General features: G+C 72.8%; 17 protein-coding genes. 11 read left to right on the top strand and 6 right to left on the bottom strand.

Annotated elements, in window-relative coordinates; genetic code table 11:
• Positions 1 to 12 precede the first annotated feature (12 nt).
• Both ACI79B_RS09715 and ACI79B_RS09710 read left to right on the top strand, forming a co-directional pair.
• Entirely contained in the window at positions 13 to 522 is a 510-nt protein-coding gene (locus tag ACI79B_RS09715) for a DM13 domain-containing protein (protein ID WP_456928582.1), read from the top strand.
• 48 nt (positions 523 to 570) lie between these two features.
• Entirely contained in the window at positions 571 to 846 is a 276-nt protein-coding gene (locus ACI79B_RS09710; protein ID WP_456928583.1) for an anti-sigma factor family protein, read from the top strand.
• A 9-nt stretch (positions 847 to 855) separates the two neighbouring features.
• Here the strand turns inward: ACI79B_RS09710 and ACI79B_RS09705 are convergent, their stop codons facing one another.
• Positions 856 to 1,071 (bottom strand): hypothetical protein, encoded by a 216-nt coding sequence (locus tag ACI79B_RS09705; protein WP_456928584.1) that lies wholly within the window; start codon positions 1,069 to 1,071, stop codon positions 856 to 858.
• Between the two features lie 137 nt (positions 1,072 to 1,208).
• On the opposite strand from ACI79B_RS09705, the gene ACI79B_RS09700 reads away from it, so the two are divergent.
• The 3 genes from ACI79B_RS09700 (at position 1,209) to ACI79B_RS09690 (ending at position 4,130) form a co-directional block, all read left to right on the top strand.
• Entirely contained in the window at positions 1,209 to 1,889 is a 681-nt protein-coding gene (locus tag ACI79B_RS09700) for an RNA polymerase sigma factor (protein ID WP_456928585.1), read from the top strand.
• 56 nt (positions 1,890 to 1,945) lie between these two features.
• On the top strand, positions 1,946 to 2,683 hold the full coding sequence (locus tag ACI79B_RS09695) for an SDR family NAD(P)-dependent oxidoreductase (RefSeq protein ID WP_456928586.1): 738 nt from the start codon (positions 1,946 to 1,948) through the stop codon (positions 2,681 to 2,683).
• 67 nt (positions 2,684 to 2,750) lie between these two features.
• A complete protein-coding gene (locus tag ACI79B_RS09690) occupies positions 2,751 to 4,130 on the top strand; it encodes an APC family permease (RefSeq protein ID WP_456928587.1) in 1,380 nt (459 codons plus the stop codon).
• On the opposite strand, the gene ACI79B_RS09685 is transcribed toward ACI79B_RS09690, so the two are convergent.
• The 3 genes from ACI79B_RS09685 to ACI79B_RS09675 form a co-directional block, all read right to left on the bottom strand.
• Positions 4,113 to 6,335 carry a LuxR C-terminal-related transcriptional regulator gene (locus tag ACI79B_RS09685; RefSeq protein WP_456928588.1) on the bottom strand — a complete coding sequence of 741 codons (2,223 nt, stop codon included), beginning with the start codon at positions 6,333 to 6,335 and terminating at the stop codon, positions 4,113 to 4,115. The two genes, ACI79B_RS09690 and ACI79B_RS09685, sit on opposite strands and share 18 nt — an antisense overlap.
• Positions 6,336 to 7,274: 939 nt before the next feature.
• Positions 7,275 to 8,522, bottom strand: a complete 1,248-nt coding sequence (locus ACI79B_RS09680; protein ID WP_456928589.1) for a cation:proton antiporter — start codon at positions 8,520 to 8,522, stop codon at positions 7,275 to 7,277.
• A gap of 55 nt (positions 8,523 to 8,577) precedes the next feature.
• Complete coding sequence (locus ACI79B_RS09675; protein ID WP_456928590.1) at positions 8,578 to 10,035, bottom strand: dihydrolipoyl dehydrogenase family protein; 1,458 nt, start codon at positions 10,033 to 10,035, stop codon at positions 8,578 to 8,580.
• A gap of 1,043 nt (positions 10,036 to 11,078) precedes the next feature.
• Between ACI79B_RS09675 and ACI79B_RS09670 the strand changes: the two genes are divergently transcribed.
• Both ACI79B_RS09670 and ACI79B_RS09665 read left to right on the top strand, forming a co-directional pair.
• The gene (locus tag ACI79B_RS09670) at positions 11,079 to 11,222 is read left to right on the top strand and encodes a hypothetical protein (protein ID WP_456928591.1); all 144 of its coding nucleotides are present in this window, start codon (positions 11,079 to 11,081) and stop codon (positions 11,220 to 11,222) included.
• A gap of 46 nt (positions 11,223 to 11,268) precedes the next feature.
• The gene (locus ACI79B_RS09665) at positions 11,269 to 11,487 is read left to right on the top strand and encodes a hypothetical protein (RefSeq protein ID WP_387993576.1); all 219 of its coding nucleotides are present in this window, start codon (positions 11,269 to 11,271) and stop codon (positions 11,485 to 11,487) included.
• Positions 11,488 to 11,538: 51 nt separating this feature from the next.
• Here the strand turns inward: ACI79B_RS09665 and ACI79B_RS09660 are convergent, their stop codons facing one another.
• Complete coding sequence (locus ACI79B_RS09660) at positions 11,539 to 11,706, bottom strand: hypothetical protein (RefSeq protein ID WP_387993578.1); 168 nt, start codon at positions 11,704 to 11,706, stop codon at positions 11,539 to 11,541.
• A gap of 116 nt (positions 11,707 to 11,822) precedes the next feature.
• Here ACI79B_RS09660 and ACI79B_RS09655 point away from each other — a divergent pair, with 116 nt between their 5' ends.
• From ACI79B_RS09655 to ACI79B_RS09640, 4 genes are all read left to right on the top strand, one after another.
• Positions 11,823 to 12,347 (top strand): ferritin, encoded by a 525-nt coding sequence (locus ACI79B_RS09655; protein ID WP_387993581.1) that lies wholly within the window; start codon positions 11,823 to 11,825, stop codon positions 12,345 to 12,347.
• Between the two features lie 327 nt (positions 12,348 to 12,674).
• On the top strand, positions 12,675 to 12,833 hold the full coding sequence (locus ACI79B_RS09650) for a hypothetical protein (RefSeq protein ID WP_456928592.1): 159 nt from the start codon (positions 12,675 to 12,677) through the stop codon (positions 12,831 to 12,833).
• The gene (locus tag ACI79B_RS09645) at positions 12,830 to 13,105 is read left to right on the top strand and encodes a type II toxin-antitoxin system RelE family toxin (RefSeq protein ID WP_456928593.1); all 276 of its coding nucleotides are present in this window, start codon (positions 12,830 to 12,832) and stop codon (positions 13,103 to 13,105) included. Before ACI79B_RS09650 ends, ACI79B_RS09645 begins: the two co-directional genes overlap by 4 nt.
• 39 nt (positions 13,106 to 13,144) lie before the next feature.
• Positions 13,145 to 13,288, top strand: a complete 144-nt coding sequence (locus tag ACI79B_RS09640) for a hypothetical protein (RefSeq protein ID WP_456928594.1) — start codon at positions 13,145 to 13,147, stop codon at positions 13,286 to 13,288.
• 112 nt (positions 13,289 to 13,400) lie between these two features.
• On the opposite strand, the gene purU is transcribed toward ACI79B_RS09640, so the two are convergent.
• Entirely contained in the window at positions 13,401 to 14,249 is an 849-nt protein-coding gene (gene purU, locus ACI79B_RS09635; protein ID WP_456928595.1) for a formyltetrahydrofolate deformylase, read from the bottom strand.
• Positions 14,250 to 14,254 lie beyond the last annotated feature (5 nt).

Below are 14,254 nucleotides of genomic sequence, written 5' to 3'. Positions count from 1 at the left end.
TGGCTCGCGGCGGTGGTGCTCGCGGTCCTCGCCGCGGTGACCCTGCTGTGGTTCCAGCCGCAGAAGCTCCTCTACGACGAACGGGTCCACGAGCCGCCGCCGAGCGCCGCCGGGTCGTCGCAGGCGCCCGGACCCGACGCGGCCCCGGTAGAGCTCGCGTCGGGCACCTTCATCTCGCGAGAGCACCCCACCCGTGGCACCGCCCGGGTCCTCCGGCTGGCCGACGGGCGCGTCGTCGTCCGGCTGGAGGGGTTCGCGACGACGAACGGGCCCGCGCTCGTCGTCTGGCTGTCGAGGAATCCGGCGCACGGCATCGATGACGCGTTCGACGACGGCCACGCCGACCTGGGACCGCTCAAGGGCAACGTCGGAGACCAGAACTACCTCGTGCCGGCCGGCGTCGATGCCAGCGGTTACACGAGCCTGGTCGTCTGGTGCGCCCGCTTCCACGTCTCCTTCGGCGCCGCCGATCTCACACCGGCGTCCCGGCAGCAGCCGCCGGGCTCCTCGACCGGCAGCTGAGGAGCCGATCACCGTGATGGAGCGGGCCGAGGTGCGGACGAGCTCTGGGTGAGCACCGTGAAGCGCATGCAGGCCGGAGGTCCTCCGGGGCGGAACATCCGCTGTGATCAGCTGGTCGAGCTGGTCACGGACTACCTGGAGGGGGTCCTGGACGAAGCCACGATGGCCGAGTTCGACGCCCACCTGGCCCAGTGCTCAGGCTGCGCGGAGTACCTGGACCAGATCCGTTCCATCGCACGGAGCCTCGCCCGGCTCCCCCTCGACGCGCTCTCGGCGCGCGCACGGGCCCGGTTGCTGGCGGCCTTCGATCAGCTCCACTCCTGAGCCTCGGCATCAGCGGCGCACCGGCTCGGACGACTCGACGTCGAGCAGCTCCAGGCCGAGATCGCGCATCCGGTCGAAGATCGCGTACAGAACGGCCGAGTCGACGCAGACACCGGACAGGACGGTGAGCCCGTCGGCCGCGGTGAGGGTCAACGGCTCGAACGCCGCGGCGAAGCGATCGGAGAGCACACCCCTGACGGTGATCCGGTAGAACCGCTCGCCCATGACGCCAGGGTCGCTCTAGCGGTCGCCGCAGTCGTGTACTCCCCCGTCGATCTCACCCGGGTGAGATCCACGGCGGAGCGAGGCACCGCAGCCATCGGCCGCGCGAGGCTGGCGAACAGCCGTCCCGGGGAGGGAAGATGCCTTCGCTCGACGTCCAGGCGGTACCCGTCGACACCCTGCCGCCAGCCAGTCCCCCGTCACCTCATCCGGACCTGCTCGCCCGTCTGCGCGCCGGGGACACCACCGCGTTCGCCGCGATCGTGGACGAGTGGTCCCCCGTCATGCTCCGTGTCGCGCAGCGTCACGTCCACGACCGGCAGGCCGCCGAGGACGTGGTCCAGGAGACGTGGCTGGGCGTCCTGACCGGGCTGGCACGCTTCGAGGGACGCGCGTCGGTGCGAAGCTGGGTGTTCGCCATCCTGCTCAACCGGGCCCGGTCCCGCCGGACCCGGGACGCCCGCGTGCTGCCGTCCTCCGCCCTGACCGACACCGAGCCCTCCGGCGCGACGGTGGACCCCACCCGGTTCCAGGGACCGCACGGCGCTTCCCCCGGCCACTGGACCTCGGCCGGGGCGCCGCGGCCCTGGCATCAACCCGAGGACAACATGCTGGACCGGGAGATCAGCCAGGTGGTCGCCCAGGCCCTCGACCGGTTGCCGGAGCGGCAGCGCCTGGTCGTCGAGATGCGCGACGTGCAGGGCATGTCCAGTGAGGAGACCTGCGCTGCGCTGCACCTCTCCCCCGGAAACCAGCGCGTGCTGCTGCACCGTGGTCGTGCGGCGGTGCGAGCAGCACTCGAGGCCTACCACGACACGTGAGCCTCGCCGCATCCTGTGGCGCAGCCCCAGCCCTTCCGTCCGGCTCAGGAGCGCAGATGGCCGACCTCCGGGACAAGGCGGTGCTGGTCACCGGGGCGGCGTCCGGGATCGGCCGGGCCAGCGCCATGGCGTTCGCCCGGGCCGGTGCCTCGCTCGCCCTGGTCGACGTCGATGAGGAGCAGCTGGTCCGCACGGTGGGCCTCGTCCGACAGGCGGGTGCCCAGGCCGAGGCGATCGTCGCCGATGTCACCGACCTCGATGCCGTGGCCCTGGCCGTGCAACGCACCGTTCATCGCTACGGAAAGCTGGACGCCGCGCACAACAACGCGGGCGTGGCCGGGCCCTTCGTGCCACTGGACGAGTACCCGCCCGAGGAGTTCCTGCGCGTGTTGCAGGTGGACCTGGTGGGCGTGTGGCATTGCATGCGCGCCGAGATCGCGCAGATGCGCAGGCAGGCCGGCGGCGCGATCGTCAACACCTCCTCGATGCTCGGTGGCGCGGCGATGCGCGACAACAGCGCCTACATCGCCGCCAAACACGGGGTGAACGGCCTGACCCGGGCGGCCGCACTCGAGGTGGCCGACGCCGGCATCCGGGTGAACGCCGTGGCACCGGGGGTGACCAGGACGGCGATGACCTCCGCTGTGTCCGACGAGCTGCTGCGCAGCGTTCCGCTGTCCCGGATCGCCGAACCGGACGAGATCGCCGCGGCCGCGGTCTGGCTCTGTTCTCCACGGGCGTCCTACGTCACCGGCACGGTCCTGGCCGCCGACGGCGGATGGCTGGCCGGATGAGCGCCGCGGGGGCGGGCGGCGTCCCACGGACCCTGAAGCGCCAGCTTCGGTTCCCGAGACGGCGGCCATGTCGGTGGGGGTGATGGCGCCCACGCTGGCGATGTCGGTCACCGGTGTGGCGGCCGCGCAGCAACTGGGTCGAGCGGCACCGCTGGCCTTCGTCTTCGCCGGCCTGGGCGTGGGCCTGGTGGCCTACGGCTTCGTCCGGCTCTCCCGGGAGTTCCGCTCGGCGGGGTCGGTGTACGCCTTCGTCGGGCGGGCGCTGTCGCCGCGCTGGGGATTCGTCACCGGCTGGGCGCTGCTGGGCACCTATCTGGTCTTCCCGACCGTGTCCATCGTCGGGGTGGCCGTCTTCGCGCGGGCCTTCCTGCTCTCCACCGGTCGTGCCGCCGAGGTCGACTGGTACCCGTTGGCGGTGGTCGGATGGGTGGTGATCGGGCTCCTCGCCGCTCTCGGCATCCGCCCGACCACGCGGTCCCTGCTGGCCCTCGAGCTGGCGTCGGTCCTGCTCATCCTGGCACTGATGACCGTCGTCGTCGTCCGGCTGGGCATCGGCACGACGCCGGTCGCCGGCCGGGGTGGCCGGTCGGGGCGGGTCTTCTCCCTGCCCCCCGGAACGGGAACCGGTCCGCTTGCGCTCGCCGCCACCTCCGGGTTCCTCGCCTTCGCCGGTTTCGAGTCGGCCGGCTCCCTCGGTGAGGAATCCGTGCTCCCGCGGCAGCAGATCCCGCGGGCCATCTGGGTGTCGGTCGTCTTCGGTGCGCTGTTCTACGTGGCCTGCATGGTCACCCAGTCGCTGGGGTTCGGACTGGACGCCGCGGGGGTGCGCGACTTCAGCGCATCGCAGGCGCCGTTGGGTGATCTCGCCCTGCACTTCGTCGGCCGCCCGCTGGCTGCGGCCCTGGATGCCGGTGCGGTGCTCAGCGCGGTCGCCGCCGGGCTCGGCGAGGTGACCGTCGGTGCTCGGATGGTGTTCGCCTTCGCCCGCGACGGTCTGCTCCCGCGGCGGCTGGCCGCGGTGTCGCGATCCGCAGGCGTGCCGACCGCGGCGTTGGCGGTGGAGATGGTCGTCGCGCTGCTGCTGCTCACCGCCTTCCGTCTGGCGGGCACCGCACCGCTGGACGTCTTCTTCTACCTGGCCACGCTCGGCGTGCTGAGCCTGCTGGCGATGTACGTGCTGACCAACCTCGCCGCCGTGCACCGGCTGGGCGTCACGGGGTCCCGATGGGAGATGCTGGTGCCGCTGGCCGGGGCCGGGATGGCCGGCTACGTGCTGTACCGCAACGTGTGGCCGGTCCCGCCGGCACCGTTCCGCTGGTTCCCCTGGGCGGTGCTGGCGTGGCTGGCCGCGGCGGTGGTCACGACCGTGGCCGTCCCCGACCTGCTCGCCCGGGTGCGCGGCGGCCTGGCCGCGGTCGGCGACGGAAGCTCAGAGCAGACCCAGTGACCGTGCACGCAGCACCGCCTCGTCGCGGGAATCCACGCCGAGCTTGCGGTAGATCGCCCGCAGGTGGGTCTTCATCGTGTTCGGGCTGACGAACAGCGAGCTCGCCAGCTCGCGTTGCGACAGCCGGGTGGGGAGCAGAGCGAGGATCGCCCGCTCCCGCCTGGTGAGCTGCTCGGCGGCCTCGCCCCGGGGCGGGCGGCTCGCTCGCTGGGCGCGCTGCTCCCGGTCGAACCAGTCCCGGACGATCGGGCCCGGGTCCTGGCAGGCCCCCAGCACCGCGGCGGCCTCGGCCAGCAGGCGCTCGCCGCCCGGCCCGCCGTCTCGCCCGGCGCGGCGGGTCGTCTCCGCCGCGGTGATCAGCGCCGCGGCGCGCTCGACGCGCCCGGCACCACGATTGCTCAGCTCGGCGGCGGCCGCGGCGCGCTTCGCCGCGTCGTGCCAGCGGCCGTGCCCGGCGGCCAGCCGCGCGGCGGCAAGGCTCGGGAACATCGCGACGAAGTGGGTGTCGATGAGCCCGTCCGCGACGAGCGCGTCGGCCTCCCGCAGCAGGTCCTCGGCCGCCGGCAGGTCGCCGGTGAGGACGGCGAGGAGGGCCTGGGCGCCGAGGGCGTAGATGCGTGCCAGTCGGTTGTCCGTGTGCTCGGCGCCGGCGGCGGCCCGGCGGAGCCGGTCGCCCGCGTGCGGTGTCCCGCCCAGCCACAGGGCGCAGACCCCGGAGAGCAGGTCCTGGACCGTGACCAGGAACGGATCGGTCAGTCGGCCCTGGACCACGGCCAGCCGCTCCGCGGCCAGCGGCACGTTGCCGGCCTTGAAGGTGTGCAGGGCCCGCAGCACCTGCACGTGGCCGTCGCCGGCGGCCCCGCGGGCGGCCGCCGCGAGAGCGGCGCCGGCCTCATCGAGCCGGCCCCGGTCCAGATGCAACCAGACCTGGGCCACCGTCAGCCGGGCGTCGCCGGCCACCCGTGAGAGCGGCAGACCGTTCAGCCAGGCCTGGACCGAGTGCAGGTGGCCCAGGTTGAACTCCCGCCGCCAGCCCTCGGCGATCAGCTCCCCCGCCAGGTCGGGGTCACCTGTGGCGAGTGCGTGCGCGATGGCTTCCCGGAGGTCACCATGCGTGCGGAACCACTCGCTCGCCCGCCGGTGTAGCACCGCCCGCGGAGCGAGGCCGGAGCGCTCCAGCTCGAACAGGAGCAGATCACGGAACAGCTGGTGGTACCGGAACCACCGTCCTTCGTCGTCCAGCGCGGTGAGGAACAAATTCGTTCGTCGGATCACGGCGAGCATCCCGGCCGCGTTCCCGGCTCCGGTCACCGCATCGGCCAGCGGCGCGCACAGCCGCGGCAGGATCGAGGTGCGCAGCAGGAAGTCGTGCACGGGCTGCGGCAGGGCGGCCAGCACCTCTTCACCGAGATAGTCGACGATGTGCCGGTCCGCGCCGGTGAACCGGTCGATGAAGGCGGTGCGGGCGTGCCGGTCCGGGCGGTCGGCGAGGCGCAGGGCCGCGAGCTGCAGCCCGGCGGCCCACCCCTCGGTCCGCACGACGAGCCTCTCCACGTCCTTCGGCGACACCTCGCCGGCGGCCGCCCGGGCGAGCAGCCGAGCGGCCTCCTCGGAGGTGAATCCCAGCTGCTGGGCGCGGACGTCGACCAGCTGGCCGGCCACCCGCAGCCGGCTCACCGGCAACGGCGGGTCCGTCCGTGAGCTGATCACCACGTGCAGGGACGACGGCGCGTGGTCGAGGAGCGCCGCAAGGGAATGGTGCACCGACTCGTCTGCGATCAGGTGGTAGTCGTCGAGGACGACCAGCACGTCCCGGCCGGCGTCGGTCAGTTCGTTGACCAGCACCGGCAGGACGTCACGCTCGATGTCGACGCCGGCCGCATCCAGCCGCCGCATCGCCGCAGCGCCGGCGTGCCCTTCTGCCTGCCGCACCGCCTGGACGAGATACCGCCAGAACCGGGTCACATCCGCGTCGTCGGCATCCAAGGACAGCCACCCGACCGGGATCTGCACATCCCGTAGCCACTGGGCGAGCAGCGTGCTCTTGCCCCAACCCGCCGGCGCCACGACGAGCGTGAGCCGGACGTCGCACGCCCGTTCCAGGCCGTGCAGCAGCCGGGGCCGGTCGATCGAACGATCACCGAGGGACGGGACGAAGAACTTCGTGGCGATGAGCGGCTCGGGGGGAGCGTCCGCGTCGGGCACCGCGCGCAGTGCCCCGCCGCCGCGAGGAGCCGGAATCTCCTCGTGGAGCAACGGGCTCGCCTCCGGGCCCCGACGAGCTTGCACGATCGACCATCCCCTGGTCATGGCCCGCTGAAGGAACGCCGCGTCCCACCCACCGGTCGAGAGGACAGCGTGCCAGCCGCACCCGTGGCCGCGGTAGAGCCCTTCGGGACGGTGCAACGAATGCCTCCGGTGGCGCGAACCCAGGTGCATGACCGTCACCGCGACGCACGATCTGACGCGCACGCGGCAGAGCTGGCACCGGCTTGCCGTCGGCCCAGCCCCGCTTGGGGCACCGGCCGAAGAACCTCGGCAGCGCCGACCGGTGGCTGTTGTAGGTGGCGGCGGCCGCGGCCCAGCAGTGTCCAGCAGCGTCTCCAGCCACCCGGGTGGTGATCCAGGCGACCAGCGCGCCGGCGTCGAGCTCGTCGGTCACCGAGGCACGGTTGCGGCCGTGGGCGCGGCGGGTGGCCGGCTCGAAGACGTCCTGACGGAGGAACCGCCGGGACGCCGTGCCCAGCGGCAACGAGCCGGCGGCCGCGTGCGGTCGTGCGGCGGTCACGGCGGCCCGCCCGCGGCGCCGCCCGGTCCACCCGCTCGCCGACGCCGCACCGCCCGGCCACCCTGCCGCGCACCCTGCGCCGCCCGGAGGCGCCGGGCGTGGACCGCCGCGCGATGCTGCCCGGCGCGTGCGGCGTCCCAGCGCGTCACCACCGCCGCTGCTCCACGGGGGGCCGCTCCCCCCGGCCGACCAGCCGCAGAACGGCCGGTGAGCGCCACGGCGACCCGGTACGGCGTCCGAGGGCACCGGCCAGGTCCGGCCAGCCTGCAGGTCGCCGTAGGTCTGCTCGTGGCACCCCGTGCAACGCCACACGTGCCGATTCCGTGCTGGAGCTCAGCGAGCCCGGGAAGCCGTACTCAGTCCGCGCTGACCGTCTCTGCCGGAGCCGTCTCCGCGAGCGGCGCACCACGCTGCTCGGGGATCGATGCCGGGCGTGGCCGGCCGAGCAGCCCCAGCGCGGTCGTGGGGAAGATCAGCACCGACAGCAGCCCGGCGCAGACCAGCGCCGCCGCGTTCGTCCCGGAGAGCCGGCCGGTCACCGTGCCGATCTGCGCCACGGTCACCAGGAAGGGCAGCGACGTGGCCTGCAGCAGGCCTGCCGCCGTGGCACCTCGCCTGCCGAGCGACCGCACGAACAGCACGGCGGGCAGGCCGCGCACCACCAGCAGGGCTGCGAGGAAGACAGGAACACGGACCAGCGCACTCGGGTGCTCGATCAGGCCGCGCAGATCCAGCTGAACGCCGCTGCTGACGAAGAACACCGGGATGAGGAAGCCATAGCCGATCGCGTCGAGCTTGGCCCGGAACCGCGGGTGTGTGACCGAGTCACGGTCCACCAGCCCGACGAGGGCCCCGGCGAGGAAGGCGCCGAGGATCGTCTCCAGCCCCAGCCGCTCGGCCAGCGCCACGAACGCGATGAGCAGCAGGACCACCAACCGCACCCGGATCTCGGCCGTGGTGTCCTGCAGCCGCACCAGCACCTCGCCCAGCCGCATCGACATCCCCACCCGGCCGAGGGCCAGGGCCAACACGGCGACCAGGACACCGAACGCGCCGAGGAAGACCGCGGTGGTGCCGGCGCCGCCGCCGGAGGTGGAGAACAGCAGGGTGAGCAGCACGATCGCGGTGAAGTCGGCGACCGATGCTGCGGCGATCGTCGTCTGCCCCACCGGGTCGGCCACCCGGCCCGCGTCCTTGAGCACCGGCACCACCAACCCGAGCGACGTGGCGGTCAGCGCGATGGCCAGGAACAGCGGGGACGACGTCCACCCGAGGCCGCGGAAACCGACACCGGCGAGGAAGGCCAGGGCCGCGCTGACCGCGTAGCCGGCCGCGGCCAGCCCCAGCAGGCGGCCGCGCAGCCCCCGCACGTCGATCTCGAGGCCGGCCAGGAGCAGCAGGAACGCCAGTCCGAAAAGGGCCAGGATGCGCACGGGGAGGTCGACGTGCACCCAGCCCAGCACCGAGGGGCCGAGCAGGATGCCGACGACGATCTCCAGGACGACGGAGGGCACCCGGAACCGGGGGGCCCAGCCGAGTGCGAGCGGAACGGCCGCGGCCACGGCGGCGGTGATTAGCAGGTTGGTGAAGGAGACGTCAGGCACGGTGGCCCTCCGGGAGAGATCCCTGGGCAGAGTCGAAGAGGTTCGCGAGACCGGATCAGAGGCCGACCGCCTCCAGGGCGTGCAGCCACACCTCCGCCACGGTGGGGAACGCGGGTACGGCATGCCACAGCTCCTGCAGCGGCACCCGCGCCCCGACCGCCACGGTGGCCGCGTGCAACATCTCCTGCACCCCGCTGCCGGTGATGGTCACGCCGACGAGGACTCCACGTTCCTCGTCGATGACGAGGCGGGTGGTTCCTGCGGTGTCCTCACCGAGGACGTAGGCCCCCGGGACCTCCCCGGTAGCGACGTCGACCACCCGCACCGGGAGGCCTCGCTCTCTCGCCTCGGCAGCGGTCAGCCCGACCGCGCAGACCTGCGGGTCGGTGAAGGTCACCCGAGGCACGGCGTCGCGGCTGGCGCGGTCCCGCGTGTCCCGCCCGGTGATCACGTCCGCGGCGATCCGGGCCTGGTACTTGCCCATGTGCGTGAACGGCGCCAGGCCGGTGCAGTCACCGACGGCGTACAGCCACTCCCCCGGCACCCCGACCGCGCGCAGGCGGTCGTCGACCCGCACGGGCCCTCCCGGGGTCAGCCCGATGGTCTCCAGCCCGAGGTCGGCCGTCCGCGGCCGGCGTCCGGTCGCCACCAGGATCTCGTCGGCGAGGATCTCCTCACCGTCGGCAAGGGTGACCTGCACCGGACCGTCGGTGCCGTCGCGGCGCACCGAGGTGAGGAGGGTGCCCAACCGCACGCCGATGCCCTCCCGCAGGAAGGCTTCGAGCACCTGCTCGCCGGCGAACGGCTCCTCACGCGGGAGCAGCCGGGGAAGGCCCTCGACGACCGTGACCTCGGCCGAGCCGAGCCGGCGGAACGCCTGGCCCAGCTCCAGGCCCACCGCTCCGCCGCCGAGGACCAGCAGTCGGGCAGGCAGCTCCTTGGCCGCCGTCGCGGACCGGTTGTCCCACGGTCGGACGTCGACCAGCCCGGGCACGGGGGGCACCACCGCGCTGCTGCCGGTGGCCAGCACCACCGCGCGGCGCGCCCGGATCACCGGACCGCCGCCGACGGCGACCTGCCGCTCTCCCACCAAGCGGCCCGGCCCTCGGACCAGGTGCACCCCGTGGTCGGCCAGCCAGCGCTCCTGCCCGGCGTCGTTCCACGAGGAGGTCATGTAGTCCCGCCGTGCCAGGGCGGCGCCGACGTCGACCGATCCGTTGATCGCGGTGGCCGCGCCGGGAACCCGGCGGGTGGCGGCCAGCACGTCGCCCGGCCGCACCAGGGTCTTGCTGGGGATGCAGCCCCAGTAGGAGCACTCGCCGCCGATCAGCTCACGCTCGACCAGGATCGTGTCAAGGCCACGGTCGGCCAGCCGCCCGACGGCCACCTCACCGGCCGGCCCGCCGCCGATCACGACGACGTCGGCCACCAGTTCCGGCGGGCCGGCCTGCCGGACCCGCTCTGCCATCGAGGGCGAGGAGCTGGCGGGCGGGCGGGCTGAGGACTCGGTCATCGGTCGCCTCCTCGGTCTCCTCCGGAGTCCCCGTCGCTCGGCCCGGCGTTACGTGTTGACGAGCGCCCCGGCTCGCCCGCCGGGCGGCCTGCAGGTGCAGCGCAACCGGTGAGCGCTTCGCGTCCGGCGCGTTCTCCACCGATGGCCGGCATCAGCCGGCTCCGTCCTGCACCGGGATGCCTGCGGGTCACCGCGGCGAACAGCATGGCCGAGCCCTGCCGTTCCCGAACGGCGACCGGACTCCTGGGATCGGCCGCCGGTCCGGAGCGGCGCGCTGCGGTTCCCGTCTCCGGATGCCCGGCCCTCGGCGCCGCTCGTGGCATTCAGTCGTCCTGCAGTGGCGACGTCAGTGAGAGGAACGGGGCGCGGAGGCCGACTGCAGAAGGACAGGAGCTCCGGGACCCCTCGCATCGGACGGGTGCGGGCAGGAGCTGCCTCGCCGCAGATCCACTGGAGATGCGCCCGCCGCCTCATCCCCATGACGGCCGACCGCTCACTGATGGCGCGGCTGGCGGCGCATGAGTCGTGGGCAGGACCGCTGATCCCGGTGCGCGGACGCAGCCCGCACGACGAGCTCTGATGGACCCTTTCGAGCGCCGGGTCGACCCGGTCCGACGAGGACCAGCCGCGGTGGAGGAACCCGTCCTCATCACTCCTCCCCCGTTGGCCGACGGCGGCCTGCTGAGGCGCTGGGCGACAGCCGGCGCGACTACCGTGCAGGGGGCTCGCGGTGCGCGGACGGTGGGATCGCTGCGCGATCTCGGGCGCGCGAACTCGCCTGACAACCCACCCCCTCTCGCTCATGCGCCACCTGCGGTTTCACCGCTCTCAACAGCGCTTTCGGGTTTTGCTCCCCGAAGATGCCGGGCGAGCCGATGCGGGTGCAGCCCAGCCGCGCCAGGCGGCCTGCCAGTGCACACGAGTGATCCGGCGCTCGACGCAAGCGAAGCGCAGCGCTCACTCGACAGGCACCCCCCGTCCTCCGGTGCTGCTCGCGTACTGCCCCGTCGCTCCGTCGCACACCTCTCCCTCCGGAGGTCGCCGTGGATCTCAGAGACCGTCTGCTCCGGTCCGCGATCGCGGCTGCCGCGGCCGTCGCCGCCGGCCTGCTGACCCGGTCGATGGTGAAGGCCGTCAGCGCTCCCGAGGACGGGACCATCGGCTCCCCTCCTCGCGAGTGGTCCTGACCGAACGACCGGCATGGTCCGCGTGTCAGAGGGCACGACCTCACGGGTGGAGGACGACTGGAGAAGCCTGCTGGCGGGCCTACCGCTCGAGCAGCGCCTGAAGGCGCTCGCCGTGTACGAACTGGCAAGAGATCGAGCGATGGGCCAGCCACCCGAGACGGCGGCAGCGACCCTGCGCGCCGCAGCTACCGCCGAGGGACTCGATGCCAGTCACGACTGGATCCCGGCGGCCGCGGCCCGCATCAGCGCTGACACGGGCCCGTGACCACGCAAGGCCGGTTGACCGCCGCCCGGCGGCGCGGTGGGGAGGGAGGGATCAGGCAGCCTTCCGACTGCTCTTGGCGAGCACCTTGTCGGCCTTGTCCAGCTTGACCAGGCGGCGCTTCTTGACCGTGTAGCCCGGCGGGAGCGTCCCCTCGGCGAGGGCGCGGAGGGGACACCGCTTGCAGCGCGGCCTGTCCTGGCAACACTTCTTCTTGGGCATGCCCGCCGACTTGGCCACCCGGTGAGGCTAGCCTTCCCTTCGCGGGTGATCCACGGGCACCGGCGGGTCACCGGTTAACGTCCGGTGACCGCCACCGCACACGTCCGGGAGTCCCGATGGCCGCCCCCGCCTTCGTCGAGCTGCTGAACACGCAGATCGGCAACGAGTTCGCCGCGCACCAGCAGTACGTCTCCTGCGCGGTGTACTTCGACCAGCTGACCATGCCCCGGACGGCGCAGCTCTTCTTCGACCAGGCGCTCGAGGAGCGGCAGCACGCCATGATGATGGTCCGCTACCTGCTCGACTCCGACGCGCCGGTGCGCATCCCCGCCGTCGCGGCCCCGGTCAACGAGTTCCCCGACGTCGTCGCGCCGGTCGCCCTGGCGCTGGAGCAGGAGAAGCGGGTCACCGAGCAGATCGGCGCGCTGATCGGGATCGCGCGGCGGGAGAACGACTTCGCCTCCGACCAGTTCATGCAGTGGTTCATCAAGGAGCAGATCGAGGAGGTCAGCAAGATGAGCGACCTGCTCACGATCGTGAAACGCTCCACCCACGACCTGGAGACCATCGAGGACTACGTGCTCCGGGAAGTCACGACCGAGGCGGCCGACCCCACCGCACCACCGGTGGCAGGGGCCTGAGCCGAGGGCATCCCGCTGACCGACCTGTTGGCCCCGGTACGCATCCTCGTCGCGCTCGTGCCGGCGTTCGTCCTCGTGCAGACGTTCTCGTCGTACGAGGACACCACGACGCCGCCAACGACGCGGCCGGCGCCGTGGCGACGGAAGCCGTAGGGGCGACGCTCCTCCCGTCGCCGACCGGTCCCGACCCATGCAGGCCGAGTGATGGCGCAGTCGTCATCCTGAGCAGACGCGACACGGGCGGCCAGAGCCCGAGACCTACTTATGCAACGTCTTCTCTGCCTCTACGAGCAGTCCGCCATCACGCACTGACGATCCTTCCGAGCAGTGCACGTCGAGGACTACGAGTCCCTGATGGAGACCCTGGAGATCCTCTCCGATCCCCGAGCCCGCTCGGACATCAGGCAGGCCGAGGAAGCGATGGCCGCCGGTGAGGTCTCCGGCGAGGCCGAGGTGCGGGCCGCACTCGCGGCCCGCCGGCGGTGACCGGCCCTCCTCGGTACACCGTCGTCCTCTCGGCAGCGGCCAAGCGGGCCATCGAGCGCGACCTCCCCGAGCCGGTGGCCGTCGCGGTCGTCGACTTCCTCTACGGGCCGCTGGCTGCGCACCCGTACCGCGTCGGGAAGCCGCTCCGCTTCGAACTCGAGGGCTACTGGTCCGCGCGACGAGGCCAGTACCGCGTCGTCTACTCGATCCAGGACGACAAGGTCCTCGTCAGGCTCGTGCGCATCTCGCACGGCGCCGACGTCTACGGCTGACCGATACTCCGTGTCGGTCCGGAAGCGAGAACTCGCCCGATGACCCACCCACTGACGCTCGACGCCGACCTGCGGTTCCACCGCTCCGAACAGCGCTTTCGTGGTTCGCTCCCGAAGACGCCGGGCGAGCCGATGCGGGTCCAGCCGTCCCGGGCCCGGAAGCCGGCCGACGAGAACGCCTGACCCGGCGTCCCGCGCCGGTCTGCCCGTTGCCACGAGAGGGCAGGTCAGCGCGTCGAGCGGCCCGTTCGGAGCCGGGGGCCCGGCACGATGCTGCGCCTGCGGTCGGCCGGGATCAGCGGAAGACGACCGTGCTGTTGCCGTTGAGCAGCACCCGCCGCTCGCTGTGCCAGCGCACCGCCCGGGACAGGGCCAGGGCCTCGGCGTCCTGGCCGACCGTGGCGAGGGCGCGCGGGTCGAAGGTGTGGTCGATGCGGATGACCTCCTGCTCGATGATCGGCCCCTCGTCCAGGTCGGGCGTGACGTAGTGGGCCGTCGCGCCGACGAGCTTCACGCCGCGGTCGAAGGCCTGGTGGTAGGGCTTGGCGCCCTTGAAGCCCGGCAGGAACGAGTGGTGGATGTTGATCATCCGGCCGTGCAGGGCGGCGCACGTCTCGTCGGAGAGGACCTGCATGTACCGGGCGAGCACGACCAGGTCGGCCCGGTGCTCGTCGACCAGCTCGAGCAGCCGCGCCTCGGCCTCGCGCCTGGTCGCCGGCGTCACCGGTACGTGGGAGAACGGCAGGCCGGCCGCCTCGGCCATCGGGCGCAGGTCCTCGTGGTTGGAGACCACGGCGACCAGGTCGGCGCCGAGGCTGCCGGCCCGCCACCGGAAGACCAGGTCGTTGAGGCAGTGGCCGAGCCTGGAGACCATGACGAGCACGCGCTGCGGCTGGCCGCCGGTGACCTGGTAGGCCATGCCGAACTCGTCGGCCACCGCGCGGAACCCCTCCGACAGGCGGTCGGCGTCGGTGTCCTGCGCGCAGACGAACGCCGTCCGCAGGAACAGCTGGCCGCGGACCGCGTCGTCGAACTGCTGGTGCTCGACGATGTCGCAGCCGTGCTCGAACAGGAACGAGCTGACCGCGTGCACGATGCCGGGGCGCTCCTGGCAGCTGAGCGTGAGGGTGAACGGGTGGGACACGGGTG

It is taken from the genome of Geodermatophilus sp. SYSU D00879 (genome assembly GCF_054050375.1).
Note: the sequence above shows the minus strand (reverse complement) of the source record. Positions and strands in the feature narration are given on the sequence as shown.

What these genes read in the sequence shown, in the direction of transcription:
- ACI79B_RS09640 (WP_456928594.1), top strand. Translation starts at nt 13,145, where the DNA reads ATGACCCACCCACTGACGCTCGACGCCGACCTGCGGTTCCACCGCTCC.
- ACI79B_RS09705 (WP_456928584.1), bottom strand. Translation starts at nt 1,071, where the DNA reads ATGGGCGAGCGGTTCTACCGGATCACCGTCAGGGGTGTGCTCTCCGAT.
- ACI79B_RS09700 (WP_456928585.1), top strand. Translation starts at nt 1,209, where the DNA reads ATGCCTTCGCTCGACGTCCAGGCGGTACCCGTCGACACCCTGCCGCCA.
- ACI79B_RS09675 (WP_456928590.1), bottom strand. Translation starts at nt 10,035, where the DNA reads ATGACCGAGTCCTCAGCCCGCCCGCCCGCCAGCTCCTCGCCCTCGATG.
- ACI79B_RS09690 (WP_456928587.1), top strand. Translation starts at nt 2,751, where the DNA reads ATGTCGGTGGGGGTGATGGCGCCCACGCTGGCGATGTCGGTCACCGGT.
- ACI79B_RS09695 (WP_456928586.1), top strand. Translation starts at nt 1,946, where the DNA reads ATGGCCGACCTCCGGGACAAGGCGGTGCTGGTCACCGGGGCGGCGTCC.
- ACI79B_RS09660 (WP_387993578.1), bottom strand. Translation starts at nt 11,706, where the DNA reads ATGCCCAAGAAGAAGTGTTGCCAGGACAGGCCGCGCTGCAAGCGGTGT.
- ACI79B_RS09655 (WP_387993581.1), top strand. Translation starts at nt 11,823, where the DNA reads ATGGCCGCCCCCGCCTTCGTCGAGCTGCTGAACACGCAGATCGGCAAC.